This is a genomic window from Pseudomonas sp. ADPe (genome assembly GCF_014843515.1).
Lineage (GTDB): Bacteria > Pseudomonadota > Gammaproteobacteria > Pseudomonadales > Pseudomonadaceae > Pseudomonas > Pseudomonas citronellolis.
The window spans coordinates 5,073,703-5,100,044 of the sequence record NZ_CP062122.1 but is presented as its reverse complement, the minus strand read 5'-3'; the positions used below and the strand labels follow the sequence as shown (position 1 = coordinate 5,100,044).

At 68.3% G+C, this 26,342-nt stretch carries 27 protein-coding genes; 14 read left to right on the top strand and 13 right to left on the bottom strand.

The window, feature by feature from the left end; genetic code table 11:
* Window positions 1–26: 26 nt before the first annotated feature.
* The 3 genes from ngg to IG194_RS23240 all read left to right on the top strand — a co-directional run bounded on the left by ngg (window position 27) and on the right by IG194_RS23240 (window position 3,298).
* The gene (gene ngg / locus IG194_RS23250; protein ID WP_009620475.1) at window positions 27–1,799 is read left to right on the top strand and encodes an N-acetylglutaminylglutamine synthetase; all 1,773 of its coding nucleotides are present in this window, start codon (window positions 27–29) and stop codon (window positions 1,797–1,799) included.
* Window positions 1,796–2,998 carry an osmoprotectant NAGGN system M42 family peptidase gene (locus IG194_RS23245; RefSeq protein ID WP_058488868.1) on the top strand — a complete coding sequence of 401 codons (1,203 nt, stop codon included), beginning with the start codon at window positions 1,796–1,798 and terminating at the stop codon, window positions 2,996–2,998. Before ngg ends, IG194_RS23245 begins: the two co-directional genes overlap by 4 nt.
* Before the next feature lie 69 nt (window positions 2,999–3,067).
* Window positions 3,068–3,298, top strand: a complete 231-nt coding sequence (locus tag IG194_RS23240; protein ID WP_043315660.1) for a YheU family protein — start codon at window positions 3,068–3,070, stop codon at window positions 3,296–3,298.
* Window positions 3,299–3,715: 417 nt separating this feature from the next.
* Here the strand turns inward: IG194_RS23240 and IG194_RS23235 are convergent, their stop codons facing one another.
* The 10 genes from IG194_RS23235 to IG194_RS23190 form a co-directional block, all read right to left on the bottom strand.
* On the bottom strand, window positions 3,716–4,045 hold the full coding sequence (locus tag IG194_RS23235; RefSeq protein WP_009620480.1) for a YnfA family protein: 330 nt from the start codon (window positions 4,043–4,045) through the stop codon (window positions 3,716–3,718).
* Between the two features lie 18 nt (window positions 4,046–4,063).
* Entirely contained in the window at window positions 4,064–4,489 is a 426-nt protein-coding gene (locus tag IG194_RS23230) for a hypothetical protein (protein WP_043271029.1), read from the bottom strand.
* 234 nt (window positions 4,490–4,723) lie between these two features.
* The gene (locus IG194_RS23225) at window positions 4,724–5,536 is read right to left on the bottom strand and encodes an SDR family oxidoreductase (RefSeq protein ID WP_009620482.1); all 813 of its coding nucleotides are present in this window, start codon (window positions 5,534–5,536) and stop codon (window positions 4,724–4,726) included.
* Between the two features lie 129 nt (window positions 5,537–5,665).
* On the bottom strand, window positions 5,666–5,971 hold the full coding sequence (locus IG194_RS23220; protein ID WP_009620483.1) for a hypothetical protein: 306 nt from the start codon (window positions 5,969–5,971) through the stop codon (window positions 5,666–5,668).
* Between the two features lie 114 nt (window positions 5,972–6,085).
* Window positions 6,086–6,238: a DUF3309 family protein gene (locus IG194_RS23215; protein ID WP_009620484.1), complete on the bottom strand. Its 153-nt coding sequence runs from the start codon at window positions 6,236–6,238 to the stop codon at window positions 6,086–6,088.
* 138 nt (window positions 6,239–6,376) lie between these two features.
* The gene (locus IG194_RS23210; protein ID WP_058488867.1) at window positions 6,377–7,003 is read right to left on the bottom strand and encodes a 3'-5' exonuclease; all 627 of its coding nucleotides are present in this window, start codon (window positions 7,001–7,003) and stop codon (window positions 6,377–6,379) included.
* A complete protein-coding gene (locus IG194_RS23205; RefSeq protein ID WP_058488866.1) occupies window positions 7,000–8,790 on the bottom strand; it encodes a DUF294 nucleotidyltransferase-like domain-containing protein in 1,791 nt (596 codons plus the stop codon). Before IG194_RS23205 ends, IG194_RS23210 begins: the two co-directional genes overlap by 4 nt.
* 77 nt (window positions 8,791–8,867) lie before the next feature.
* Entirely contained in the window at window positions 8,868–10,523 is a 1,656-nt protein-coding gene (locus tag IG194_RS23200; protein WP_009620490.1) for a cation acetate symporter, read from the bottom strand.
* Window positions 10,520–10,831, bottom strand: coding sequence for a DUF485 domain-containing protein (locus IG194_RS23195; protein WP_024128557.1), 312 nt, complete (start codon window positions 10,829–10,831; stop codon window positions 10,520–10,522). The genes IG194_RS23200 and IG194_RS23195 overlap by 4 nt, the downstream gene beginning before the upstream one ends.
* Window positions 10,832–11,462: 631 nt before the next feature.
* The gene (locus IG194_RS23190; RefSeq protein ID WP_043315653.1) at window positions 11,463–12,320 is read right to left on the bottom strand and encodes a glycine betaine ABC transporter substrate-binding protein; all 858 of its coding nucleotides are present in this window, start codon (window positions 12,318–12,320) and stop codon (window positions 11,463–11,465) included.
* Between the two features lie 246 nt (window positions 12,321–12,566).
* Between IG194_RS23190 and IG194_RS23185 the strand changes: the two genes are divergently transcribed.
* A complete protein-coding gene (locus tag IG194_RS23185) occupies window positions 12,567–14,174 on the top strand; it encodes a beta (1-6) glucans synthase (RefSeq protein WP_412535690.1) in 1,608 nt (535 codons plus the stop codon).
* Window position 14,175: 1 nt separating this feature from the next.
* On the opposite strand, the gene IG194_RS23180 is transcribed toward IG194_RS23185, so the two are convergent.
* The gene (locus IG194_RS23180; protein WP_009620497.1) at window positions 14,176–14,547 is read right to left on the bottom strand and encodes a hypothetical protein; all 372 of its coding nucleotides are present in this window, start codon (window positions 14,545–14,547) and stop codon (window positions 14,176–14,178) included.
* 170 nt (window positions 14,548–14,717) lie between these two features.
* Here IG194_RS23180 and IG194_RS23175 point away from each other — a divergent pair, with 170 nt between their 5' ends.
* The 4 genes from IG194_RS23175 to IG194_RS23160 all read left to right on the top strand — a co-directional run bounded on the left by IG194_RS23175 (window position 14,718) and on the right by IG194_RS23160 (window position 18,459).
* Entirely contained in the window at window positions 14,718–15,203 is a 486-nt protein-coding gene (locus IG194_RS23175) for a GNAT family N-acetyltransferase (RefSeq protein WP_058488865.1), read from the top strand.
* 110 nt (window positions 15,204–15,313) lie between these two features.
* The gene (locus IG194_RS23170) at window positions 15,314–16,660 is read left to right on the top strand and encodes a serine/threonine protein kinase (RefSeq protein WP_058488864.1); all 1,347 of its coding nucleotides are present in this window, start codon (window positions 15,314–15,316) and stop codon (window positions 16,658–16,660) included.
* Window positions 16,661–17,491, top strand: a complete 831-nt coding sequence (locus IG194_RS23165; RefSeq protein ID WP_043271038.1) for a VacJ family lipoprotein — start codon at window positions 16,661–16,663, stop codon at window positions 17,489–17,491.
* Window positions 17,492–17,601: 110 nt separating this feature from the next.
* On the top strand, window positions 17,602–18,459 hold the full coding sequence (locus tag IG194_RS23160) for a pirin family protein (protein WP_058488863.1): 858 nt from the start codon (window positions 17,602–17,604) through the stop codon (window positions 18,457–18,459).
* 360 nt (window positions 18,460–18,819) lie between these two features.
* Here IG194_RS23160 and IG194_RS23155 read toward each other — a convergent pair whose 3' ends face one another.
* Window positions 18,820–20,001: a patatin-like phospholipase family protein gene (locus tag IG194_RS23155; protein ID WP_043271042.1), complete on the bottom strand. Its 1,182-nt coding sequence runs from the start codon at window positions 19,999–20,001 to the stop codon at window positions 18,820–18,822.
* A 72-nt stretch (window positions 20,002–20,073) separates the two neighbouring features.
* Window positions 20,074–21,003: a lipid A biosynthesis lauroyl acyltransferase gene (locus IG194_RS23150; RefSeq protein WP_058072890.1), complete on the bottom strand. Its 930-nt coding sequence runs from the start codon at window positions 21,001–21,003 to the stop codon at window positions 20,074–20,076.
* Window positions 21,004–21,161: 158 nt separating this feature from the next.
* On the opposite strand from IG194_RS23150, the gene minC reads away from it, so the two are divergent.
* The 6 genes from minC to IG194_RS23120 all read left to right on the top strand — a co-directional run bounded on the left by minC (window position 21,162) and on the right by IG194_RS23120 (window position 26,253).
* Window positions 21,162–22,031: a septum site-determining protein MinC gene (minC, locus tag IG194_RS23145; protein ID WP_058488862.1), complete on the top strand. Its 870-nt coding sequence runs from the start codon at window positions 21,162–21,164 to the stop codon at window positions 22,029–22,031.
* Between the two features lie 61 nt (window positions 22,032–22,092).
* A complete protein-coding gene (gene minD, locus IG194_RS23140; protein WP_009620514.1) occupies window positions 22,093–22,908 on the top strand; it encodes a septum site-determining protein MinD in 816 nt (271 codons plus the stop codon).
* Window positions 22,905–23,159 (top strand): cell division topological specificity factor MinE, encoded by a 255-nt coding sequence (minE, locus tag IG194_RS23135; RefSeq protein WP_009620516.1) that lies wholly within the window; start codon window positions 22,905–22,907, stop codon window positions 23,157–23,159. The genes minD and minE overlap by 4 nt, the downstream gene beginning before the upstream one ends.
* A gap of 66 nt (window positions 23,160–23,225) precedes the next feature.
* Window positions 23,226–23,861 (top strand): RluA family pseudouridine synthase, encoded by a 636-nt coding sequence (locus tag IG194_RS23130; RefSeq protein ID WP_058488861.1) that lies wholly within the window; start codon window positions 23,226–23,228, stop codon window positions 23,859–23,861.
* Window positions 23,862–23,873: 12 nt separating this feature from the next.
* On the top strand, window positions 23,874–24,452 hold the full coding sequence (locus tag IG194_RS23125) for a class I SAM-dependent methyltransferase (protein WP_058488860.1): 579 nt from the start codon (window positions 23,874–23,876) through the stop codon (window positions 24,450–24,452).
* A gap of 511 nt (window positions 24,453–24,963) precedes the next feature.
* Complete coding sequence (locus IG194_RS23120; RefSeq protein ID WP_058488859.1) at window positions 24,964–26,253, top strand: M18 family aminopeptidase; 1,290 nt, start codon at window positions 24,964–24,966, stop codon at window positions 26,251–26,253.
* Window positions 26,254–26,342 lie beyond the last annotated feature (89 nt).

Here is a 26,342-nt window from a genome sequence, read left to right as displayed (position 1 = left end):
GCGGCCCGCCCTCCAGGGAGCGAACCATGAAAAGCCATTTCAACCTGCCCCATCCGCACAACCAGCGCCTGCTGCGCGGCCAGGTGCCGACCTACCAGCGCCTGCAGGCGCGCTTCGCCGAGGACCACGAGCGGCCCGGCTGCGAGCCCCACAGCCTGCACTGCGGCTGGGGCCGGCTGCTGATCGGGCACACCTTCGCCGAACCCGACGCGCTGGCCGGCGAGCTGCTCAACGAGCGCCCCGGCGAGCGCGACATCGCCCTCTACGTGGCGGCGCCGCAGCAGGTGCTGGCCCATGCGCCGCAGCAGCTGTTCCTCGACCCCTCCGACACCCTGCGCCTGTGGTTCACCGACTACCGCCCGGCGCGCCGCTCGTTCCGCGGCTTCCGCATCCGCCGGGTACACGGCGAGGACGACTGGGCGGCGGTCAACCGCCTGTACCTGGCCCGCGGCATGCTGCCGGTGGACGCGCAGCGGCTCACCCCGCACTACCAGGGCGGGCCCACCTACTGGCTGGCCGAGGACAGCGAGACCGGCAATGCGGTCGGCGCGGTCATGGGCCTGAACCACGCCAAGGCCTTCCACGACCCCGAAGGCGGCTCCAGCCTCTGGTGCCTGGCGGTGGACCCGCAATGCAGCCGGCCCGGCGTCGGCGAGGCGCTGGTGCGCCACCTGATCGAGCACTTCATGAGCCGCGAACTGGCCTACCTCGACCTCTCGGTGCTGCACAGCAACAAGCAGGCGAAGGCGCTGTACCGCAAGCTGGGCTTCCGCGAGCTGGCGACCTTCGCCATCAAGCGCAAGAACGGCATCAACCAGCCGCTGTTCCTCGGTCCCGGCCCCGAGCAGGGCCTGAACCCCTACGCCCGGATCATCGTCGACGAGGCCCATCGCCGCGGCATCGAGGTGCAGGTGCAGGACGCCGAGGCCGGCATCTTCAGCCTGACCCAAGGCGGCCGGCGCATCCGCTGCCGCGAGTCGCTGTGCGACCTGACCAGCGCGGTGAGCATGACCCTCTGCCAGGACAAGCGCCTGACCCACCGGGCGCTGGAACGCGCCGGGCTGAAGCAGCCGCAGCAGCGCCTGGCCGCCAGCGCCGCGGACAACGCCGCCTTCCTCGCCGAGCACGGCGCGCTGGTGGTCAAGCCGGTGGACGGCGAGCAGGGCCAGGGCGTGGCGGTGAACCTGACGAACAGCGAAGAGGTCGAGGCCGCCATCGAACACGCCCGCCAGTTCGACGGCCGCGTGCTGCTGGAGAGCTACCACCCCGGCCAGGACCTGCGCGTGCTGGTGATCGGCTACGAGGTGGTGGCCGCCGCGGTGCGCCACCCGGCCACGGTGATCGGCGACGGCCGCCACAGCATCCGCCAGCTGATCGAGGCGCAGAGCCGCCGGCGCCAGGCCGCCACCGGCGGCGAAAGCCGCATCCCCCAGGACGGCGAGACCGAGCGCACCCTGCAGGCCGCCGGCTTCGGCTACGACGACGTGCTGCCCGAAGGCCGCCGCCTGGCCGTGCGCGGCACCGCCAACCTGCACACCGGCGGCACCCTGGAAGACGTCACCGACAAGCTCCACCCGGCCCTGAGCGAGGCCGCCATCCGCGCCGCGCGGGCGCTGGAAATCCCGGTCACCGGGCTCGACCTGCTGGTGCCCGACGTGGAGGGCGAGGACTACGTGATCATCGAAGCCAACGAGCGCCCGGGCCTGGCCAACCACGAGCCGCAGCCCACCGCCGAACGCTTCCTCGACCTGCTCTTCCCGCTCAGCCGCGAACCCCTGGACCGCGAGGTGCCCGCATGAGCCGACTGCCGCAACCGGACCTCAACTACCTGCAGCGGGTGCTGCTGGAGATGCTCGCCATCCCCAGCCCCACCGGCTTCACCGACACCATCGTGCGCTACGTCGCCGAGCGCCTGGAGGAGATCGGCATCCCCTTCGAGATGACCCGCCGCGGGACCATCCGCGCGACCCTCGCCGGCCGCCGCAACAGCCCGGACCGCGCGGTCTCGGCGCACCTGGACACCATCGGCGCCATCGTCCGCGAGATCAAGCCCAACGGCCGCCTGGCCCTGGCCCCGGTGGGCTGCTGGTCGAGCCGCTTCGCCGAGGGCAGCCGCGTCACCGTGTTCTGCGACAACGGCGTGCTGCGCGGCAGCGTGCTGCCGCTGATGGCCTCGGGGCACGCCTTCAACACCGCGGTGGACAGCCTGCCGATCAGCTGGGACCACGTCGAGCTGCGCCTGGACGCCTACACCGTGAGCCCGGCCGACAGCGCCTCGCTGGGTGTGTCCATCGGCGACTTCGTGGCCTTCGACCCGCTGCCGGAGTTCACCGACAGCGGCCACATCAGCGCCCGCCACCTGGACGACAAGGCCGGCGTGGCGGCGCTGCTGGCGGCGCTCAAGGCTATCGTCGAAAGCGGCCAGGAGCCGCCGATCGACTGCCACCCGCTGTTCACCATCACCGAGGAGATCGGCTCCGGCGCGGCCGGCGCCCTGCCCTGGGACGTGAGCGAATTCGTCGGCATCGACATCGCCCCGGTGGCCGAGGGGCAGAACTCCAGCGAGCATGCGGTGAGCGTGGCCCTGCAGGATTCCGGCGGGCCCTACGACTACCACCTCTCGCGGCACCTGCTGCGCCTGGCCGAGCGCCACGAGGTGGCAGTGCGCCGCGACCTGTTCCGCTACTACCACAGCGACGCGCAGTCGGCGATCGAGGCCGGCCACGACATCCGCACCGCGCTGCTGGCCTTCGGCTGCGACGCCACCCACGGCTACGAGCGCACCCACATCGACAGCCTGGCCAACCTGGCGCGCCTGCTTTGCGCCTACCTGCTCAGCCCGCCGGTGTTCGACAGCGACGCCGAGCCCAAGGAAGGCGCCATCGAGCGCTTCAGCAAGCAGCTGGAACACCCGGTGCACATGGAGAGCACCACCCACGTGCAACCGGTGGGCGAACTGCTGGACAACAGCAAGGACGATGAAAAGGGGCACCACTGAGGCGTTCCGCACTCGCCGGCGGGCCGGCGCGCGACTAGAATCGCCGCCAGTTCCGCCGAGTGCCCGCCCATGCTGATTCCCTACGACCTGCTCGAAGCCGAGACCCTCAACAACCTGCTGGAAGACTTCGTCACCCGCGAAGGCACCGACAACGGCGACGACACGCCCCTGGCCACCCGCGTCGAACGGGCCCGCCACGCGCTCAGGCGCGGCGAGGCGGTGATCGTGTTCGATCCGGAGAGCCAGCAGTGCCAGCTGATGCTCAAGGTGGAAGTGCCGAAGGAGTGGCTGGAGAGCTGAGCGATACCCATCCTACGGTGTGTGGTGGTGTAGGAGCGCGCCCTGCGCGCGATATCGCGGGCAGGGCCCGCTCCTACAGGGGTACGCCATGGCTGATGCCGCGTAGGAGCGAGCTTGCTCGCGAATGGCGCTTGCCGGGGACTTTAGGTGCTGGGCTTTGGAGCACCCTCTCCCCAGCCCTCGGCTGCGCGCCCCGCCCTGAAGGGAGAGGGGGCTTGTCCGTGCCGAGAGAGGAAATGGTTTCAGCCGGCAACCTTCGGAGTTGCCGGCTAACTCCAAAATACCCGAGCACGCCGAACGGTCCCCTCTCCCTTCAGGGAGAGGGTTAGGGAGAGGGAACAGAGGTGGGCCCGGCAGCGGAGTCACCGGGGAGCTTGTTCGCGAGCAAGCTCGCTCCTACGAAAAGCCAGCCCCCCATCAAGGCGCCAACTTCGGCCCCAGCAGCACCACGCTCGCCCCCACGATGCACAGCGCCACGCCCAGCCAATCGCTCCACAGCGGCCGGCTCTTCTCCACATAGGCCAACCAGAACAGCGACGCCGCCACGTAGATGCCGCCATAGGCCGCATAGGAGCGCCCGGCATAGGCCGCCTCGACGCGGGTCAGCAGCAGGGCGAAGCACAGCAGGCTGAACAGCCCGGGAATTATCCACAGGGGCGTGCGGTCCAGGCGCAGCCAGAGGAAGAAGGCGTAGCAGCCGGCGATCTCGCAGAACGCGGCCAGGAGGAACCACAGGTAGTTGAGCATCTCGCTTTCCTTGGCGGCTCAGCCGCGCAGGCCGCCTTCGCGTTCCCAGGCGCAGCGTACCCGCAGGTCGCCTTCCTGGGGGCTGTGGAAGCCGCGTTCGGATTCCCAGCGGAAGGTGTGGCAGCCGTTGAGTTCGGTTTCCAGGTGCACCACCGCGCTGGCCCAGTACAGGCGCTTGAGCAGCGCCTCGAACTGCTCCACCCACAGGTTCCACTCGTATTCGATGGCCGGGTAGCTGGCGCCGAAGTGGATCACCTGGGACTGGTACAGGCCGGCGCCTTCCTGCTCGCAGCGGCTGAACATCTCGCGGCCGAGGAACGGCCAGGCCTCGCCCACCGGCAGGCTGTCCAGCACCTTGCGGTTGGCCGCGCGGCGCAGGCGCCGCTCCATGGAGTCGCCGGGCCAGTCGCGGATGCAACCATAGACGATGGATTCGGACTGCAAGACGGTGAGACTCCCTCTGGACGACGCTGCCTTCTAGCACAGGCGCTGGCGCCACGGAAGCGCCGGGCGGCAATGTTGCGTGGCCCGGCCCGGAAAAGCGAAAGCCCCGCGATGGAGGCGGGGCTTTCACTGGGGTCCAACTTACATCGGCAGGCAGGCCGGTGAAGCAAAACTACGCTTTTGCACCGCCCTGGGCAAGCGCTGTTTTCGCTTGCACCGAAGCGGTGCGAAAACTCAGGCCAGGCTGCGCTGCTTGGCCTTCATCTTCTGCGCCATGCGCGTCATCTCGTCGTAGATCGCCTGCGGGTTCTGCTGCTTGACCTGCCAGGCCAGGCGGCCCTGCTCGTGGGGCAGGATCATGAAGCTGCCGCGCTCGACTTCCTGGTGGATGTAGTCGGCGATGTCGGCGGCGCTGATCGGCGAGCCTTCCAGCAGCTTGCCCACCTGGTTCTTCATGTCCGGGCTGGGGCCGCGGAAGGAGTCCAGCAGGTTGGTCTGGAAGAACGACGGGCAGACCACGTGGACCTTCACGTCCACCAGGCTCAGCTCGGCCAGCAGGCTTTCCGACAGGGCCACCACGCCGGCCTTGGCCACGTTGTAGTTGCTCATCGCCGGGCCCTGCATCAGCGCGGCCATGGAGGCGATGTTGACGATGCGCCCCTTGCTGCGCTCCAGCAGCGGCAGGAAGGCCTTGCAGCCCTTGACCACGCCCATCAGGTTGATGGAGATCTGCCAGTCCCAGTCTTCCAGCGACAGCTCCTCGAAGAAGCCGCCGGAGGCCACGCCGGCATTGTTGACGATAACGTCGATGCCGCCGAGCTTCTCCTCGCAGGCCTGGGCCAGCGCCGTCAACTGGCTGTAGTCGCGCACGTCGCAGCGCTGGGTGAAGCCGTCGCCGCCGGCCTCGCGCACCAGGCGCAGGGTTTCGGCCAGGCCGTCGTCGTTGATGTCGGCCAGGGCCAGGCGCCAGCCTTCGCGGGCCCAGCGCAGGGCGATTTCGCGGCCCAGGCCGGAACCGGCGCCGGTGATCATCATGCGGTTTTGCATAGGGGGGTTGCCTTGTCTTGTCCGGGGAATTGTCCGGCAGTGTAGCCAAGGCCCCGCCCGCGCTGCGCTTTAATCAGGCTGCTGAATGGCGCCGGCAAACCGGCGCCACAGCCAGGTAAGGCGCGGCCTTCAGAACAATGGAAGCAGCAGACAGGAAAGCTTCCCGAGAACCAGCGCGACGCCCGCGAAGATCAGCACGAAGGCCGCGCAATTGACCTTCTCGCGGCGCAGGCCGGCGAACGAATGCACGCGGTAGCGCAACAGGAAGAAACCCAGCGCCAGCAGCAGGGCCGGGGCGAAATAGACGAACTGCCAGTAACGTTGCGGATCGCTCTCCCGCGCCAGCCAGTCCGCCGCCGGCAGCGCCACCAGGCCACTGAGCAACTGGCCGAGCAGCCACAGGCTGCCCAGGGCGACCAGTACGACTCCGAGCATTCCCTTTCCCCCGTCCTGCAAAAGGCCATCATGGTAGGGCGTGGGCGGACGGCGGGCTGTGTCCTGGATCACTTTGCGCACCTTGCGCCGGCGGCGAACCGCAAAGGGTTCACGCTATACGTAGCCCAGCAGGAGCATGACCAGCAGCACCACCAGGACCACGCCGAGGATCCCCGAGGGCCCGTAGCCCCAGCTACGCGAATAGGGATACACCGGCAGGCCGCCGATGAGCAGAAGGATGAGGATGACCAGCAGAATGGTTCCCATGGTGCGCCTCCCGTAGGCAGTCGGACGGCACGCCGGCAATGCCGGCCCGCGTCCGCGGAACGGGCAGCGCACGGGCTGCCCACCTGCTATTGGGACTGGCGCCGCAACGCCGGGATTCAGTTTTTCTGCGCCGCGGGCTCAGTGCTGCAGGTCGGGCAGCGAGCCCTTGCGCAGGCGCAGGAACATCAGCGCCACGCTGCGCGCATCGCCCAGCGCGGTGTGACGGCCTTCCACGGGAATGCCCAGGGTGCGCGCCAGGGTGTCGAAGCGCAGGTCCAGGTGCAGGTCCGGGTAGCGCCGCGCCATCTTGCGCTGGTACAACGCGGAGACCTCGATGCGCGGGTTGCCCAGGGCCTCGCCCAGGCGCTCGCGCAGGTGGCGGCGCAGCACGGCGACGTCGAACGACAGGTAGTAGCCCAGCAGCGGGCGGTCGCCGATGAAGGCCAGCGTCCGGCGCAGCGCCTCTTCCAGCGGCAACTGGCCTTCGAGGTCGGCGCGGCGCAGCTTGTGGATGCGGATCGACTCGCCGTCGAGGCTGGCCGGCGGCTCCACCAGCAGCTCCAGGCGCTCGCCGAGCACCAGCTTGCCGCGGCGGATGAGCACCGCGCCAATACTGAGGATGTCCGCCTTGCGCGGGTCGAGGCTGGTGGTCTCCAGGTCCAGGGAGACGATCTCCTCGGCCTCCTCCGGGGCGTGCAGGCACCAGTACAGCCGGCGGCGCCAGCCGGACCAGTGATGGTCGGGAATCTTCACCAGGGCGTTCATCGGCTCTCCAGGTGGAACTGCCGTTCCAGGCTCTGCTTGAACTTCTTCACCGCATGCAGCCCGAAGCGCAGCATATCGCGCTCGTGGCGGCTCAGGCGGGCGACGTCCAGGCCCTGCTGGCGGCCATCGCGCTCGCCGGCCAGTTGCTGGACCAGGCGCAGTTGCAGGAACAGCTCGAAGGCTTCGGCGAGGTTCTCCGCCAGGCCCTCGTCGAGCACGCCGCGCGCCTTCAGCGCCTCCAGCCGGGCCAGGCTGCCGCGCGCCTCCAGCCCTTCGCGCAGGGCCAGCACGCGGCAGCCGTGGACGATGGGGAAGATGCCGCCGCGCTTGATGTCCAGGTGTTCTTCGCGGGTCTTCAGCTGGCCGAGGAAGGTCAGCGGGGTGTCGAACTGCAGGGCCGCCACGGCGATGTCCGCCAGCCAGCGCTCGCCGTCCGCGGCGAAGCCCAGCAGGCCCTGGCGCAGGCCGTCGAACAGCTGACGGTTGCCGGCCACCGGCCAGGCGTCGGCGAGGATCGACAGGCGCAGCAGTTGTTCCGGGCGCCCCTCCAGGGCCGTGGCATTCAGCTCGCGCTGCCAGGCGGCCAGCGGCTTGCACCACTGCGCGTGGCTGGCCATGACGCCGCCGGGGCACGGCGGGTAGCCGCAGGCCAGCAGTGCTTCGCTGAAGCGCTGCATCAGCGCCAGGGCCTGTTCCTGGGGGAAGTCGTCGGCGAGGATCAGGGCGTTGTCCTGGTCGGTCTTGAGCAGTTGCTCGCCGCGGCCTTCGCTGCCCATCACCACCAGGCAGCAGCGGCTGCGCAGCGGCGCCGGTATCAAGAGTTCGAAGAGGCGTTCGAGCAATTGCTCGTTGAGCGCGCCGACCAGCTGCATGATGAAGCGCAGGCGGATGCCGTTGCCGGCCAGGGTGGCGATCAGGGTGTGCAGCGTCTCGGCGGCGCCGCGCAGCTCCTCCTCGGTCTCGGCGCGGGCGATGCGCAGCGCCAGGACGTGGGAATGGGTGGAGAACAGGCTGAGCACCTGGGTCAGGTGCAGCAGGCCGACCACTTCGCCCTCCTCGTGCACCGCGACGCGCTCGATGCGCAGGCGCGTCATGAGGATCATGGCGTCGAACAGGAAGTCGCCCAGCTCGACACTGGCCAGCGGGCCGTGGGCGAGCGGGCCGATGGCCTCGTCCTCGGCGCGGCCGTCGCGGAAGTGCGCGCGCATCAGGTCGGTGCGGGTGACGATGCCCAGCTCGCCGCCGCTGCGCACCAGCAGGGCATCGGCGCCATGGCTGAGCTGCAGGCGCGCGGCGTCGCCCAGGGGCAGCCCGGCGTCCACTTCGATGGCCGGCAGCAGGTGCTCGCGGGCGATGCGGGTGAGGATGAATTCGGCCAGGTTCTGCCCGTCGCGCCGCGCCAATTGGCGCTTGGCCGCGAGGTCGGCCTGGAAGAAGCGGGCGAAGCCGGGGTTGTCGCCGCACAACTGGTGGAAGGTGCTGGCCGGCAGTTCGTAGAGGATGCTCTCCTCCACCGCGCGGTAGGCGTGCTTGCTGCTGCCGGAGAACAGCCCGCGGATGTCGAACAGGTCGTCGCCGGCGTACTGGGCGAACAAACGGCCGTCCTCGCCGCGTTCCTCCACCACGCCCTTGAGCACGATGAACAGGCAGGGTACCGCCGCGCCGGCTTCGAGAACGGTCTCGCCACTGGTGTAGTAGGCGACGCTCAGGGCCTCGGCGAAGGCCTGGCGCTCGCCCGCGCGCAGCTGATCGAACGGCGGCGCGGAGAAGTTGAAGCTCTCGGGCATCGCGAGCCCCTTGTGGCAGTGCGTAAAAGGCGAAGCCGGAGGCGAGCCTCCGGCTTCGTCGGGTCAGCCGCGAGGCATCAGTGGGCTACTGCGCCACTGGCGCCCAGGCCGGTCTGCGAGCGGATGAACTGCGGGAAGAAGCGTGCGCGCTCCTCGTCCGCCGCCGCCGACTTGTCGGTGATGGAGAAGAACCAGATGCCGATGAAGGCCACGGCCATGGAGAACAGCGCCGGGTATTCGAACGGGTAGATGGCTTTCTCGTGGCCGAGGATCTGCACCCAGATGGTCGGGCCGAGGATCATCAGCACCACCGCGGTGATCAGGCCCAGCCAGCCGCCGATCATGGCGCCGCGGGTGGTCAGCTTCTTCCAGTACATCGAGAGCAGCAGCACCGGGAAGTTGCAGCTGGCGGCGATGGAGAAGGCCAGGCCGACCATGAAGGCGATGTTCTGCTTCTCGAACAGGATGCCGAGGACGATCGCGACCACGCCCAGAGCGACGGTGGTGATCTTCGACACGCGCAGCTCGTCCTTCTCGTTGGCCTTGCCGCCCTTGATCACGCTGGCGTACAGGTCGTGGGACACCGCCGAGGCACCGGCCAGGGTCAGGCCGGCGACCACCGCGAGGATGGTGGCGAAGGCCACCGCGGAGATGAAGCCGAGGAACAGGCTGCCGCCCACGGCGTCGGCCAGGTGCACGGCGGCCATGTTGTTGCCGCCGATCAGGGCGCCGGCGGCGTCCTTGAAGGCCGGGTTGGTGCTCACCAGCACGATGGCGCCGAAGCCGATGATGAAGGTCAGGATGTAGAAGTAGCCGATGAAGCCGGTGGCGAAGAACACCGACTTGCGGGCTTCCTTGGCGTCACTGACGGTGAAGAAGCGCATCAGGATGTGCGGCAGGCCGGCGGTGCCGAACATCAGCGCGAAGCCCAGGGAGAAGGCCGAGATCGGGTCCTTCACCAGGCCGCCGGGGCTCATGATGGCCTCGCCTTTGGGGTGCACCTTGATGGCTTCGGAGAACAGCGCGCTGATGTCGAAGTTGACGTGCTTGAGCACCATGATCGCCATGAAGGAGGCGCCGCACAGCAGCAGCACGGCCTTGATGATCTGTACCCAGGTGGTGGCCAGCATGCCGCCGAACAGCACGTAGAGCACCATCAGGATGCCGACCATGACCACGGCGACGTGGTAGTTCAGGCCGAACAGCAGTTCGATCAGCTTGCCGGCGCCGACCATCTGCGCGATCAGGTAGAAGGCCACCACCACCAGCGAGCCGCAGGCGGACAGGGTGCGGATGTCCTTCTGCTTGAGGCGGTAGGAGGCCACGTCGGCGAAGGTGTACTTGCCGAGGTTGCGCAGGCGCTCGGCGATCAGGAAGAGAATGATCGGCCAGCCCACGAGGAAGCCGATGGAGTAGATCAGGCCGTCGTAGCCGGAGGTGAACACCAGCGCGGAAATCCCCAGGAAGGACGCGGCGGACATGTAGTCGCCGGCGATCGCCAGGCCGTTCTGGAAGCCGGTGATGCTGCCGCCTGCGGTGTAGAAGTCGGCAGCCGACTTGCTGCGCTTGGAGGCCCAGTAGGTGATGCACAGGGTGAAGCCGACGAAGGCGACGAACATGACGATCGCCGAGACGTTGATTGGCTGGCGCTGCACGTCGCCGGTCAGGGCGTCGGCCCAGAGGGCGGGGGCGAAGGCGGCCAGGCCGAGGGCCGCGAACAGGCGGGCGATCATTGCTGGACCTCCTTGAGGACTTCCTGGTTCAGGCGGTCGAACTCGCCATTGGCGCGGCGCACGTAGATGCCGGTGAGGACGAAGGCGGACAGAATCAGCCCGACGCCCAGGGGAATGCCCCAGGTCACCGAGGAATCGGGGCTCACCTTGGTGCCCAGCACTTGTGGTTCGAATGCGATCAGCAGGATGAAGGCCACGTACAGGCCCAGCATGATCAGTGAGAGCAGCCAGGCGAATCGCTCGCGTTTGGCCACCAGTTCCTTGAAGCGCGGATTGGTATCAATCCGCTGGTAGATGCTGTCGTTCATTTTGTTCTTGTCCTCACAGCGGGGGATGACGCGGATGTCGTCGATCCCCACTTTAGGACTCTGGTGCAAGGCCTCCAGACGACTTTAGTCGTAGCGGGCTGGGAGGGGCTTTCTAGAGCCTTCGGCGAAGAAATGGCGGAGGTACCTGTAGGAGCGAGCTTGCTCGCGAATGGGGTTTGCCGGGAGTTATGGTGCTGGGTTCAAGGGCGCCCTCACCCCAGCCCTCTCCCAGAGGGAGAGGGGACCGTTCGGAGTGGCTTGCCAGTCCGGCACCCTCCTCCACTCCCGTCATTTGCCGACCGCGCCAGGATGATTTTCGTAGGATGGGTTGAGCCTTGGCGGCCACGCCGTGGGCTCTTCGCAGGAGCCGCTCCTACGCCGCCCACCCGCACCATTCCCATGTAGGAGCGCGCCCTGCGCGCGAAATCGCGGGCAGGGCCCGCTACAGTTCCAGGAAGGCCGGGCGTAGGAGCGGACCTTGTCCGCGATTGGATTCGCCGGCCACGCCAGGCGCCCCGGTGGCACGAACAGCCCCCAACAAACAAAAAAGCCGCTTCCCCCAAAAAGGAAGCGGCTCTCCTCACAACCTCCACCGACCCGGCAGCAACCTACCGCCAGGCCAGGCAAAGCCTTACTGCGTCCACTCCTTCACCCGGTCCGGATGGCTGGCCACCCACTGCTTGGCCGCCTCCTCGGGCTTGGCGCCGTCCTGGATGGCGAGCATCACCTGGCCGATCTCCGCGCCGTCCTTCCACTGCAGCTTCTTCAGCAGCGCCCAGACTTCCGGGGCCTTCTTCTCCAGCGCCGGGTTGGCCACGCTGTCGACGTGCTCTTCCTCGCCGTAGACCTTCTTCGGATCATCGAGGAACTTCAGCTTCCACTTGGCAAACATCCAGTGCGGAATCCAGCCGGTCACCGCCACCGCCTTCTTGTCGTTCTCGGCGCGGGTCAGCTCGGCGATCATGCCGCTGCCGGAACTGGCCACCAGCTTGTAGTCCAGGCCGTAGTCCTTGATCGCCTGGTCGGTCTTGAGCATCACCCCGGCGCCGGCGTCGATGCCGACGATGCGGCCGCCGAAGTCGTCCTTCATCGCCTTGAGGTCTTCGATGCTGTTGGCCTTGACGTACTCCGGCACGATCAGGCCGATCTTCGCCCCGGGGTAGTTGACGCCCAGGTTGACCACCTGGTCCTTCATCTTCGCGTAGTAGGCGCCGTGGGTCACCGGCAGCCATGCCGAGAGCATGGCGTCGAGCTTGCCGCGGGCCACGCCCTGCCACATGATCCCGGCCGCCACCGGCATCAGCTTGACCGGGTAGCCGAGCTTCTCGCGGATCACTTCGGCGGCCACGTGGGTGGTCGCCACGCTGTCCGACCAGCCATCCACGTAGCCGATGGTGATCTCCGGCTTGGCCGCCGCACCGGCCAGGCCCGCTGCCGCCGACAGCACGAGCCCCGCACCCAGGCCCATCAGTCGTCGCATCATTCGCATAAGAGTCTCCCCTTGTTCTAGGTTCACCGGAACGAGCGCTCCGGGACGGTCTTGGCCGCCCCTCCATCATCTGCGCGAGGGGCTGGCGGGCTGCTCCGAGAACGACGCGCAACCTGCTGGTACGCGACAACGACTGTCCAATTGCGACAACCACGGAGCATTTACGACATGCTCGTGTCCCCCACTGATGCCAGAGAGCCATCCCACGCTCGTCTGCGCAGACGCCGGAGGCGGGGCATTGCTAAGATGCGCGACCTGCTCGAAAGCACCGCGCCCATGCCCAGATTCCAGCGCCATCCTTTTTCAGCCTACTGTCTCGGTCTGCTCCTGGCCACCCTTGCCCTCTGCGCCACCTGGTACCTGCAAGGCCGCGCCATCGTCCTGCCCGACGCGGCCGGCCCCACGCACAAGCTGCAGTGCGCCTCCTACAGCCCCTTCGGCAAGGACCAGTCGCCCTTCGACCAGCCCTTCACCCTGCGCCCTCAACAAATGGACGCCGACCTGGCGCTGCTGGCGACGCGCTTCACCTGCGTGCGCACCTATTCCATGAGCGGCCTGGAGGGCATTCCCGAGCTGGCCCGCAAGCATGGCCTGAAGCTGATCCTCGGCGCCTGGATCAACGCCATCCCCGCCGACAGCGAACGCGAGGTGCAGAAGCTGATAGCGGCGGCCAACGCCTACCCCGACGTGGTCCAGGCGGTAATCGTCGGCAACGAGACGCTGCTGCGCCAGGAGGTCACCAGCAAGTACCTCGAAGGCCTGCTGGCGCGGGTGAAGAGCCAGGTGCGCCAGCCGGTGTCCTACGCCGAGGTCTGGGAATACTGGCTCAAGCACCCGCAGTTGGCCGGCGGCGTCGACTTCATCACCCTGCACCTGCTGCCCTACTGGGACAACCAGCCCAGCGGCATCGACGGCGCCCTGGAACACGTCGCGGACATCCGCCGGCGCTTCGACCAGGCCTTCCCCGGCAAGGCCATCCTGATCGGCGAGACCGGCTGGCCCAGCGAGGGCCGCCAGCGCCAGACCGCCCTGCCCAGCCGCGTCAACGAGGCGCGCTACATCCGCGACTTCGTGCGCCTGGCCGAGGCGCACGGCTGGCGCTACAACCTGATCGAGGCCTTCGACCAGCCGTGGAAGCGCCGTATCGAGGGCGCCGTGGGCGGCTACTGGGGCCTGTTCGACGCCGACCGGCAGGACAAGAACGTGCTCGCCGGGCCGGTTTCCAACCAGCCGGACTGGCCGCGCTGGCTGGCCTTGTCGCTGGCGCTGTGGGGCGCCGCGCTGCTGCTCGGCGGCCGCCCGGCCCACGCCCGTGACGCCCTGCTGCAGCCACTGGCTGCCGCCCTCGGCGCTGCCTGCGTTGGCCTCTGGGGCGCCCAGGCCCAGGTGATCTGCACCTTCCTCGACGAATGGCTGTGGGCGGCGTACCTGGTGCTGCTCAACCTGTTGGTGCTGGCACACCTCTCCCTGGCGCTGGGCGCCGGGGCCGGTTGGCGCGCGCGCCTGCTGGCCTGGCTGGAGGCCCGCGGCGGCTGGTGGCTGCTGGCCAGCGGCTTCGCCGGCGCGGTGTGGATGCTGGCCCTGGTGTTCGACGCGCGCTACCGCAACTTCCCCAACGCGGCGCTGCTGTTCCCGGCGCTGGTCTACCTCTGCCGGCCAACGACCGCGCCGCGCCGCGAGGCCGGCCTGCTGGCGCTGCTGATCGCCGCGGGCATAGTCCCGCAACTCGTGCTGGAAGGGCTGGGCAACCGCCAGGCGCTGATCTGGGCGGGGATCGCCCTGCTGCTCGCCGGCGCCCTGTGGCGCGGCCTGCGCCAGGAAAGGTACGTGACCGCCGCAGCCTCGACCACCTGATTCAGGCCCGCGCCGGGCGTGGCTGGCGCACCAGGCGCAGCCCGGCCAGCACCACGGCGAACACCGCCATGCTCACGCTGTAGAACACCAGCGCCAGCAGGCCGACGAACAGCGCCAGGACCGCCAGCCACCAGCCGATGCGCCCTGGCAGCAGAAAGGCCGGCACGGACGCCGCCAACGCCGCCTGGCCGAACACCCCGAAATGGATCAGCAGGCCCAGCCCGGAGCGCGCCTGGCACGCCCATAGCGCCGCATCGTCGGCGCACACGTCCACCCAGCTGCCGTTTTCCAGCAGGCCGAAGCGCACGCCATAGCAGGCGGCCAGCCAGAGGGCGGCGAGGCAGAGCAGGATCAGCGATGAACGTGAGGGCATGGCGCCACTTCCGCGGGCGAAGGGCGCCCAGCATAACCAGCGCAAGGCCCGATGCAAGAGGCGCAGCCCCCTGGCGTGGGCGGCTGCAGCAGCTGCGCATCCCCCACCGCCGAGGTTGCCAGCGCCGGGCCGGCACGGCATGCTCGGCGGTCCGCTTCAAGGAGATCGCCATGTCCCGCATCCAGCTGCGCCCCGCCCGCCCCGACGACGTCCCGCTGATTCTCGAACTGATCGCCGAGCTGGCCGACTACGAACGCCTGTCCCACGAGAACAAGGCCGACGCCGGGCGCATGCATGAGCACCTGTTCGGCCCGCGCCCCTACGCCGAGGTGCTGATCGGCGAGGTGGACGGCGTCGGCGCCGGCTTCGCGCTGTTCTTCCACAACTACTCCACCTGGCTGAGCCAGCCCGGCATCTACCTCGAAGACCTCTACGTGCGCCCCAGCGCCCGTGGCCTGGGCCTGGGCAAGGCGCTGCTGAGCGAACTGGCGCGCCTGGCGGTGGAACGCAAGTGCGGGCGCCTGGAGTGGTCGGTGCTGGACTGGAACGAACCGGCCATCGGCTTCTACCGCAGCCTGGGCGCCGTGCCCCTGGACGAATGGACCGTCTACCGCCTGGCCGGCGATGCCCTCGCCCGCCTCGGCCGGCGCTACTGAACGACCACCCAGGAGGATTCCGGACGCGTCCTACAGCACTTGTAGAACTTGCACTTGTCACAGTGCTCGGTTTCACTGCATTTCGCGTCCTACTGAAAGGAATCCACCGCATGCCTCTGCTTACGCGCGTGGCTGCCCTGCTCGGCAGCCTCGTCATGGGCTTCGCAGGTCCGGCGCTCGCCAGGGATGTCGACCCGGCCAGTTACGGCTACCCCCTGGGCAACCCCTTCGAAGCGACCATCGCCACCACCCCGGCGGAACTGCGCCCGCAACTGCCGGACGATGCCGACATCGACCAGCACGACTACGCCCTCAAGCTGCGTCCGGAGCGCGAGTTCCAACTGCCGGACAACTTCTGGCCGGTGAAGAAGCTGCACTACCGCCTGGCCCGCCAGGACCACCCCGCGCCGCTGGTGTTCATCATCGCCGGCACCGGCGCCAGCTACCTCAGCAGCACCCCGGAGTACCTCAAGCGCCTGTTCTACGGCGCCGGCTACCACGTGGTGCAGATTTCCTCGCCGACCAGCTGGGACTTCATGGCCGGCGCCTCGATGCGCGCCACCCCCGGCTACAGCCCCGACGACGCCGACGACCTGTACCGGGTGATGCAGGCGGTGCGCGCCCAGCACCCGAGCCTGCCGGTCACCGGCTACTACCTCACCGGCTACAGCCTCGGCGCGCTGCACGCGGCCTTCGTCAGCCACCTCGACGAAACCCGCCGCAGCTTCAACTTCAAGCGCGTGCTGCTGCTCAACCCGCCGGTGAACCTCTACACCTCGGTGAGCAACCTCGACCGCCTGGTGCAGACCCAGGTCAAAGGCATCACCGACTCCAGGACCTACTACCAGCTGGTGCTCGGCAAACTGACGCGCTACTTCCAGCAGAAGGGCTACATCGACCTCAACGATGCCTTCCTCTACGACTTCCAGCACTCCAAGCAGCACCTGACCAACGAAGAGATGGCCATGCTGATCGGCACGAGCTTCCGCTTCTCGTCCGCCGACATCGCCTTCACCTCGGACCTGATCAACCAGCGCGGGCTGGTCACCCCGCCGCACTACCCGATCAACGAGGGCACCAGCCTGGAACCCTTCTTCAAGCGCGCGCTGCAATGCGACTTCGACTGCTACATGGTCGAGCAGCTGATCCCCATGTGGCGCAAGCGCCATGGCGGCGGCAGCCTGCCGCAGCTGATCCAGCAGGCCAGCCTGTACGCCCTGCAGCAGTACCTGCACGACACGCCGAAGATCGCCGTGATGCACAACGCCGACGACGTCATCCTCGGCCCCGGCGACATCGGCTTCCTGCGCCGCACCTTCGGCGACCGGCTGACGCTGTACCCGCTGGGCGGCCATTGCGGCAACCTCAACTACCGGGTCAACGCCCAGGACATGCTGGACTTCTTCCGCGGCCAGGACGCCACGCTGCAGGCCGCCGCCGACACAGGAAAGCGCTAGATGACCCGCCGATCCCCCTGGCTGCTGGCCCTGCTGCTGGGCAGCGCGCTGGCCCACGCCGACAACGCCTCCGACCTCGGCCCGGCGCCCGCCGTGCCGCCCTCGGCCGCCAGGCAGGTGCAGCTGACGCCCGACGCCGACGGCTTCAAGCACCCGCTGGACGCGCTCAAGTTCAACCCCGGCCTGGACCAGCGCGAGTTCGAACGCGCCACCCTCAGCGCGCTCAACGTCTACGACCCCTGGGAGTCGTGGAACCGCCGCGTCTACCACTTCAACTACCGCTTCGACGAGTGGGTGTTCCTGCCCGTGGTGCACGGCTACGAGTACGTCACCCCGCGCTTCGTGCGCAGCGGCGTGAGCAACTTCTTCAGCAACATCGCCGAGGTGCCGAGCCTGCTCAACAGCCTGCTGCAGTTCAAAGGCAAGCGGGCCATGAACACCACCGCGCGGCTGCTGTTCAACACCACCTTCGGCGTACTCGGCCTGTGGGACCCGGCCACCCGCATGGGCCTGCCGCGGCAACCCGAGGACTTCGGCCAGACCCTCGGCTTCTACGGCGTGCCCGCCGGCCCCTACCTGATGCTGCCGATCCTCGGCCCGTCCAACCTGCGCGACACCGGCGGGCTGGTCACCGACTTCGTCGCCGGCCAGCAGGTGGACTACCTGGGCGTGGCCAGCGCCAGCGGCGACTACTGGGAAATCCCCACCCTGGAGATCATCGACCGGCGCTACAGCAACAGCTTCCGCTACGGGCAGATGAACACGCCCTTCGAGTACGAGAAGCTGCGCTACTTCTATACCGAGGCGCGCAAGCTGCAGATCGGCGAATGAGACGGCGGGCCGAATATCGACAAATTCGATATTCGGCCCGCAAAACTCGCAACCATTCATTCAATCGGCGGGACTACCATGGCCTCCATGCCTGAACGAGGAGGTCCCCCATGACCCAGTTGCGCAACCTGATCGACCTGCACATCGGCCGCCCCGCCTCCGACGGCGCCGGCGTGCGCCTGACCCGCGTGATCGGCGGCCCGGGCATCGAACGCTTCGATCCCTTCCTGATGCTCGACCAGTTCGACACGCAGAACCCCGACGACTACATCGGCGGCTTCCCCGACCACCCGCACCGCGGCTTCGAGACAGTGACCTACATGCTCGAAGGGCGCATGCGCCACCGCGACCACCTGGGCAACGAGGGCCTGCTCAAGCCCGGCGGCGTGCAGTGGATGACCGCCGCCCACGGCATCATCCACAGCGAGATGCCCGAGCAGGAGCACGGCGCCATGCGCGGCTTCCAGCTGTGGCTGAACCTGCCCGGCAAGAGCAAGCTCGGCCCGGCCGGCTACCGCGACATCGAGCCGCAAGACGTACCGCGCACCACCACCGCCGGCGGCGTGAAAGTGACGGTGATCGCCGGGCGCTTCGACGACGGCCAGGTGCAACTCGACGGCGCCGTGCAGCGCCCGGATACCGAACCGCACTACTACGACCTGAAGCTGCCGGCCGGCACCGACATCGGCCTCAACCTGCCGGCCAGCCACCGCGCGCTGCTGTACGTCTACGAAGGCAGCCTGCAGGTGCAGGCCGAGCGCGGCGGCGAGGTCGGCACCAACCGCCTGGCGCGCCTGGGCGAAGGCGACGCGGTACAGCTGCACAGCGACCAGGGCGCGCGCGTCCTGCTGCTGGCCGGCAAGCCACTGAACGAGCCGATCGTGCAGTACGGGCCCTTCGTGATGAACAGCCGCGAGGAGATCGAACAGGCCCTGCGCGATTACCGGGATGGCGTGCTGGCGGTCTGAGCCGCCGGGGTCGCGGATGGATCTCCCGCGCCTGTAGCGGGCATGGCTTTTCGTAGGATGGCGTTGAGCGAAGCGATACCCATCGCCACCACTACATTGGAATGGCGCGGGTGGGGCAGCGTAGGATCTCATCCGCGAACCGCGCCGGGACGCCCGGCTATCGCGGACAAGGTCCGCTCCTACGGGGGAGGAATACCGCGCCCCCGGCAACCTGTAGGAGCGGGCCCTGCCCGCGATTTCGCGCGCAGGGCGCGCTCCTACATGGTTACGGCATGGGTGGGGCGGCGTAGGAGCGGATCTTATCCGCGAACCGCGCCGGAACCTCCGGCTATCGCGGACAAGGTCCTACGCTGCCCCACCCTACAGGCAATGCTCCTCCAGCCCAAGAAAGCGCACCAGCTCCGCGCGCTTGTCCATCGCATCCTTGTAGCCCAGGCGGATCAGCTCGTGGCAATAGCCGCGCTCGAACAGCAGGTAGCTCAGCACCCCCGCCCCGCTCGCCCGCGTCGCGCCCGGGCCGCGCAGGAACAGGCGGACCGCCCAGGGCAGTTCCTTGCGGTGCTTGGCCGCGATCTCGTCCAGCGGCCGCGACGGCGACACCAGCAGCACTTCCACCTCGCGCAGTCCCGCTTCGTGGCAACGGCGCTCCTGGGGCACCAGCGAGCCCAGGTAATTGACGCGCTGCAACACCTCGATATCCCCCTCCAGGCTATCGATGAAGGTGCTGTTGAGCAGGTGGATGCCCATCTGCGCCAGGGTCGGCGGCCGCCCGCTGGCCTGGCCGGCGCCTTCGTTGGGGTCGTTGCGCATCGGGTTCCCGCTGACGCCGATCACCAGCACGCGGTTGGCGCCCAGGTGCAGCGCCGGGCTGATCGGCGCCTGCTGGCGCACCGCGCCGTCGCCGTAGTACTCGCGCTTGATGCGCACCGGGGCGAACAGCAGCGGGATCGCCGAGCTGGCCAGCAGGTGCTCCAGGCACAGACGCGTCGGCACGCCGATGCGCCGGTGGCGCAGCCAGGGCTCGATGGTGGCGCGGCCCTGGTAGAAGGTCACCGCCTGCCCGGAGTCGTAGCCGAAGGCGGTCACCGCCACCGCGCGCAGCTTGCGTTGCTGCAGGGCGGCGCTGATGCCGGAAAAGTCCATCTCGCGGGCCAGCAGGTGGCGCAGCGGCGTGCTGTCGAGCAGCGCCACCGGCCGCCGCCGGCCCAGGCCCAGCAGGCTGTGGCCGAGGAAGCGCAGGGCCTGGCCGAGCACCCCGGTGAAATCGGCGCGGTACACCTGGCCGGTGTGGAAGCCCTTCCACACCCGCGTCAGGCTGTGGATGGCCTCGCGGAAGGACAACGCGCCGCAGGCCAGGCCCACGGCGTTGATGGCGCCGGCCGAGGTGCCGACGATGACCGGGAAGGGATTGGCCGCGCCCTCCGGCAGCAGCTCGGCGATGGCCGCCAGCACGCCCACCTGGTAGGCGGCGCGGGCGCCGCCGCCGGAGAGGATGAGGCCGGTGACGGCCTGGGGGGATGGGGGAACGGCAGATTCAGTCACGACCGGAGTCCTGGATGCGTCCTGCATTTGAGTATGCAGCGCCGCTCGCCGCGGTAAAGCCGGCCGCCGCGCTCAGCGCTTGTCGTAGAGCTTCGGCGCGCCCTCCGGGCGGCTCTTGAAACGGCGGTGGGCCCAGAGGTACTGCTCGGGCTGCTGGCGGATCTCGGCTTCCACCCACTGGTTGATGCGCAGGCAGTCGGCCTCCTCGCTCTCGCCGGGGAAGTCCTGCAGCGGCGGGTGCACCACCAGACGGTAGCCGGAACCGTCGGCCAGGCGCGTCTGGGTGAAGGGCATGACCTGCGCGCGGCCCAGGCGGGCGAACTTGGTGGTGGCGGTGACGGTGGCGGCCTGGATGCCGAACAGCGGCACGAACAGGCTCTGCTTGGCGCCGTAGTCCTGGTCCGGGGCGTACCAGATGGCGCGTCCGGCGCGCAGCACCTTGAGCATGGCGCGCACGTCCTCGCGCTCGATGGCGCTGGCGTCCAGGTTGTGCCGCTCGCGGCCGCGGCGCTGCACGTAGTCGAACACCGGGTTGTCGTGCTCGCGGTACATGCCGTCGATGGTCTGCACCTGGCCCAGCAGCGCCGCGCCTATCTCCAGGGTGGTGAAGTGCATGGCCATGAGGATCACACCCTTGCCTTCGGCCTGGGCCTGGCGCAGGTGCTCCAGGCCTTCTATATGGGCGAGCCTGGCCAGGCGCGCCCGGGGCCACCACCAGCTCATGGCCATCTCGAAGAAGGCGATGCCGGTGGAGGCGAAGTTGGCCTTGAGCAGCCGGGTGCGCTCGGCGGCGGACAGCTCGGGGAAGCACAGCTCCAGGTTGCGCGCGGCGATCGCCCGGCGGCTGCCGACCACGCGGTACATCAGCGCGCCCAGGCCGCGCCCCAGCGCCAGCAGCGCCGGATAGGGCAGCTGCACCACCAGCCACAGCGCGCCCAGGCCCAGCCACAGCGGCCAGTAGCGCGGATGGAGGAAGGCGGGACGAAAGCTGGGACGATCCATGGAGGGTTCCGAAATGACGGGCAAAGGCGGCATTCTACCGCGAGCGCCGCCTTTGCGCCGCCGCCCCGGTGCCACTATCGCACCTGGCCCCGCGCCAGGCTTGCGGCTGCCGGGAGGGTTCGCTATAAGTCGAGGCCATTTAGCGATGCAGTGCGACCATGAGCCAAGCCGACCTCCTCGACCAAGATCCCGTTTTCCAGCTCAAGGGCAGCATGCTCGCCGTCACCGTGCTGGAACTGGCGCACAACGACCTGTCGCGCCTGGACCGTCAGCTCGCCGACAAGGTCGCCCAGGCTCCCAACTTCTTCCGCGACACCCCGCTGGTGCTGGCCCTGGACAAGCTCCCCGACGGCGAGGGCCAGCTCGACCTGCAGGGCGTGCTGGACATCTGCCGCCGCCACGGCCTGCGCACCCTGGCCATCCGCGCCAACCGCGAGGAAGACCTGCGCCTGGCGACCATGCTGGACATCCCGGTGCTGCCGCCCTCCGGCTCCCGCGACCGCCCGCTGGAGCCCAGGGACGCCGTCGCCGCCCCGGCGAACGAAGGCATAGTGCGCCGCCCGCGCAGCGAGAAGCTGGCCGAACCGGTGGTCGAAAAAGCCATCGACAAGGCCAACGGCAAGACGGCGGACAAGGCGCCTGAAAAAGCCCCTGAAAAGACCTCTGAAAAGGCCGCCGAACCCGCCGCCCCGGCCGTCCGTCCGACTAAACTGGTGACCACCCCGGTACGCGGCGGCGTGCAGATCTACGCCGCCGGCGGCGACCTCATCGTGCTCGCCCCCGTGAGCCCCGGTGCGGAACTTCTCGCCGACGGCAACATCCACGTATACGGTCCGATGCGCGGTCGTGCCCTGGCCGGCGTCAAGGGCGACACCAGCGCGCGAATCTTCTGTCAGCAACTGGGCGCCGAACTGGTCTCGATCGCCGGGAATTACAAGGTGGCAGAAGACCTTAGGCGCAGTCCGCAATGGGGGCAGGCGGTACACGTCAGCCTGTCGGGAGACGTGTTGAACATCACCCGCCTTTAACGGATACTGCCGCGAATTTCAGGGACCAGAACTCTTCGTTTTTTCTTTGGGGTGAATCACCTTGGCCAAGATCCTCGTAGTCACATCCGGTAAGGGTGGCGTCGGTAAAACCACCACCAGCGCCGCCATCGGCACCGGCCTGGCCCTGCGCGGCCACAAGACCGTCATCGTCGACTTCGACGTGGGCCTGCGTAACCTCGACCTGATCATGGGCTGCGAACGCCGCGTGGTTTATGACTTCGTCAACGTCATCAACGGCGAAGCCACGCTGACCCAGGCCCTCATCAAGGACAAGCGCCTCGAGAACCTGTTCGTCCTGGCCGCCAGCCAGACCCGTGACAAGGACGCCCTGACCCAGGAAGGCGTCGGCAAGGTCATGGAAGAACTCAAGCAGAACTTCGAATACATCATCTGCGACTCCCCGGCCGGCATCGAGAAGGGTGCCCACCTGGCCATGTACTTCGCCGACGAGGCGATCGTCGTGACCAACCCGGAAGTCTCCTCGGTGCGCGACTCCGACCGCATGCTCGGTCTGCTGGCCAGCAAGTCGGCGCGCTCCGAGAAGGGCGAGGAGCCGATCAAGGAACACCTGCTGCTGACCCGCTACAACCCCGAGCGCGTCACCAAGGGCGAGATGCTCGGCGTGGAAGACGTCGAGGAAATCCTGGCAATCCGTCTGCTGGGCGTGATCCCCGAGTCGCAGGCCGTGCTCAAGGCCTCGAACCAGGGCGTGCCGGTCATCCTCGACGAGCAGAGCGACGCCGGCCAGGCCTACAGCGACGCGGTCGACCGCCTGCTGGGCAAAGAGATGCCACATCGGTTCCTCGATGTGCAGAAGAAAGGATTCCTGCAACGACTGTTCGGAGGACGTGAATGAGCCTTTTAGACTTCTTTCGCAGCCGGAAAGCGCCGAACAGCGCGTCCATCGCGAAGGAAAGACTCCAGATCATAGTCGCCCACGAGCGCGGCAACCGTTCGCAACCGGATTACCTCCCGCAGCTGCAGAAAGACCTGCTGGAAGTGATCCGCAAATACGTTCCGATCGACCAGGAACAGGTCCAGGTGGAACTGGCCAACCAGGGCAGCTGCTCGATCCTGGAACTCAACATCACTCTGCCGGAACGTTGATCGTTCCCGGAGTGAACTGCGGCGGCTTCGGCCGCCGCAGTCATTTCTAGCCGCTGTCGAGGCCCCATGCCGCTGTCGAACATCCAGATCGTCCACCAGGACGCCGCCCTGCTGGTGGTGAACAAGCCCACCCTGCTGCTCTCGGTGCCCGGCCGCGCCGAGGACAACAAGGACTGCCTGGTCACCCGCTTGCAGGAAAACGGCTACCCGGAGGCACGCATCGTCCACCGCCTGGACTGGGAAACCTCCGGCCTGATGGTCCTGGCCCGCGACCCCGACAGCCACCGCGAGCTGTCCCGGCAGTTCCACGACCGCGAGACCGAAAAGGCCTACACCGCCCTGTGCTGGGGCGAACCGGAGCTGGACAGCGGGCGCATCGAACTGCCGCTGCGCTACGACCCGGAGAACAAGCCGCGACACATCGTCGACCACGAGCACGGCCGCCACGCCCTGACCTTCTGGCGCGTGGTGGAACGCTACGGCCAGTACGCAAGAGTCGAGCTGACGCCGATCACCGGCCGCTCGCACCAGCTACGCGTACACATGCTGTCCATCGGCCACCCGCTGCTCGGCGACCGCCTCTACGCCGAAGGCGAAGCCCTGACCCTGCGCGACCGCCTGTGCCTGCACGCCAGCCTGCTGTGCCTGACCCACCCGCAGACCGGCGAGCGCCTGCGCTTCGAGTCGCCGGCGCCGTTCTGAGCGGGAACCGCCATGGACCGGCAAGACTTCCACCGGGCAACCCGCGGCGCCCCGCCCCATCCCTCGCTACTGCAGGTGCTGGAGCACTGGCACGACGCACCCGGCCTGGCCCTCGACCTGGGTTGCGGCTCCGGGCGCGACACCCATGAACTGCTGCGCCGGGGCTGGCGAGTGCTGGCGATCGACAGCAACGCCGCCGGCCTGCAGCACCTGATGGACGGTTTACCCACGGGCCAGGCCGAACGCCTGCGAACCCGCTGCGAACGCTTCCAGGACACCGCCCTGCCCAACGCGCAGCTGATCAACAGCAGCTTCGCCCTGCCCTTCTGCCCGCCTGCCGATTTTCCGCACCTGTGGCAAAGCATCGAAGCCGCCCTGGAACGTGGCGGGCTGTTTGCCGGGCACTTCTTCGGCGAGCGCGACCAGTGGCAGGGGCGCGACGGCATGAGCTTCCACACCCGCGAAGCCACTCAGGCTCTTTTCGAGGGCTGGGAAACGCTGCGCTTCGAAGAACACGAATGGCAAGGCAAGACAGCCGTCGGAGGCATCAAGCACTGGCATATCTTCGCCGTGGTGGCACGGCGCCCGTAAGCGGACCTTGTCCGCGATAACCGGACATCCCGGCGCGATTCGCGGATGAGATCCGCTCCTACGCCGCCCCACCCGCACCATTCCCCTGTAGGAGCGCGCCCTGCGCGCGAAATCGCGGGCAGGGCCCGCTCCTACAATTCACCGTGAGGCATGGTGCCCCCGTAGGAGCAGACCTTGTCCGCGATAGCCGGCCGTCCCGGCGCGATTCGCGGATAAGATCCGCCTACGCCACCGGCACACAAGGCCCCGTAGGATGGTGTTGAGCGAAGCGATACCCATCGCCATGGTCCGATGGGTATCGCAGGCTCAACCCATCCTACGAAAAGCGCCCCGGTGCGCTGGGCAAGACAGTTGCTCCTACGCCGCCCCACCCACACCATTCCCCTGTAGGAGCGCGCCCTGCGCGCGAATCGCGGACGGAGTCCGCGATGAATCCCTGCCGGCATTGCCACAGCCCCGCCGCCCCCGTCATTTGCGATAAACTTCCGCCCATCGTTGTCCGGAGTTTCCCATGCGTGCAGATCTCAACCAGGGCCTGATCGATTTCCTCGCGGCCTCGCCGACGCCTTTCCACGCCACCGCCAGCCTCGCCCGGCGCCTCGAGGAGGCCGGTTACCAGCGCCTCGACGAGCGCGACGCCTGGCGCACCGAGGCCGGTGGGCGCTACTACGTGACGCGCAACGACTCCTCGCTGATCGCCTTCAAGCTCGGCCGCAACGCCCCGCTGGAGCACGGCCTGCGCCTGGTCGGCGCGCACACCGACAGCCCCTGCCTGCGCGTCAAGCCGAACCCGGAACTGGCCCGCAAGGGCTACTGGCAGCTGGGCGTCGAGGTCTACGGCGGCGCCCTGTTCGCGCCCTGGTTCGACCGCGACCTGTCCCTGGCCGGGCGCGTCACCTTCCGCCTGGCCGGCAAGGTGGAAAGCCGCCTGATCGACTTCCGCGCGCCCATCGCGGTGATCCCCAACCTGGCCATCCACCTCAACCGCGACGCCAACATGGGCTGGGCGATCAACGCCCAGACCGAACTGCCGCCGATCCTCGCCCAACTAGCCGCCGGCGAGACCCGCGACTTCCGCGACCTGCTCGGCGAACAGCTGCAGAACGAGCACGGCATCATCGCCGACGCCATCCTCGACTACGAACTGAGCTTCTACGACACCCAGCGCGCCGCGGTGGTGGGCCTGGGCGGCGAGTTCATCGCCGGCGCCCGCCTGGACAACCTGCTGTCCTGCTACGCTGGCCTGGAGGCCCTGCTGGCCAGCGGCGACGAGCAGAGCGCGGTGCTGGTCTGCACCGACCACGAGGAAGTCGGCTCCTGCTCGGCCTGCGGCGCCGACGGCCCCTTCCTGGAACAGGTGCTGCGCCGCCTGCTGCCCGACGGCGACGCCTTCGTGCGGGTGATCCAGCGCTCGCTGCTGGTCTCCGCCGACAACGCCCACGGCGTGCACCCCAACTACGCCGACAAGCACGACGGCAACCACGGCCCGCTGCTCAACGGCGGCCCGGTGATCAAGGTCAACAGCAACCAGCGCTACGCCACCAGCAGCGAGACCGCCGGCTACTTCCGCCACCTGTGCCTGGAGAACGAAGTGCCGGTGCAGAGCTTCGTGACCCGCAGCGACATGGGCTGCGGCTCCACCATCGGCCCGATCACCGCCAGCCAGCTGGGCGTGCGCACCGTCGACATCGGCCTGCCGACCTTTGCCATGCACAGCATCCGCGAACTGGCCGGCAGCCACGACCTGCGCTACCTGGCCAAGGTGCTGGGGGCGTTCTACGGCAGTGCCGAGTTGCCTTGAGGCTGCGGCTTTTCGTAGGAGCGAGCTTGCTCGCGAACGGCGTTTCCCGGGCACTCCGATGTTCGGGGTGACCTCTGTTCCCTCTCCCT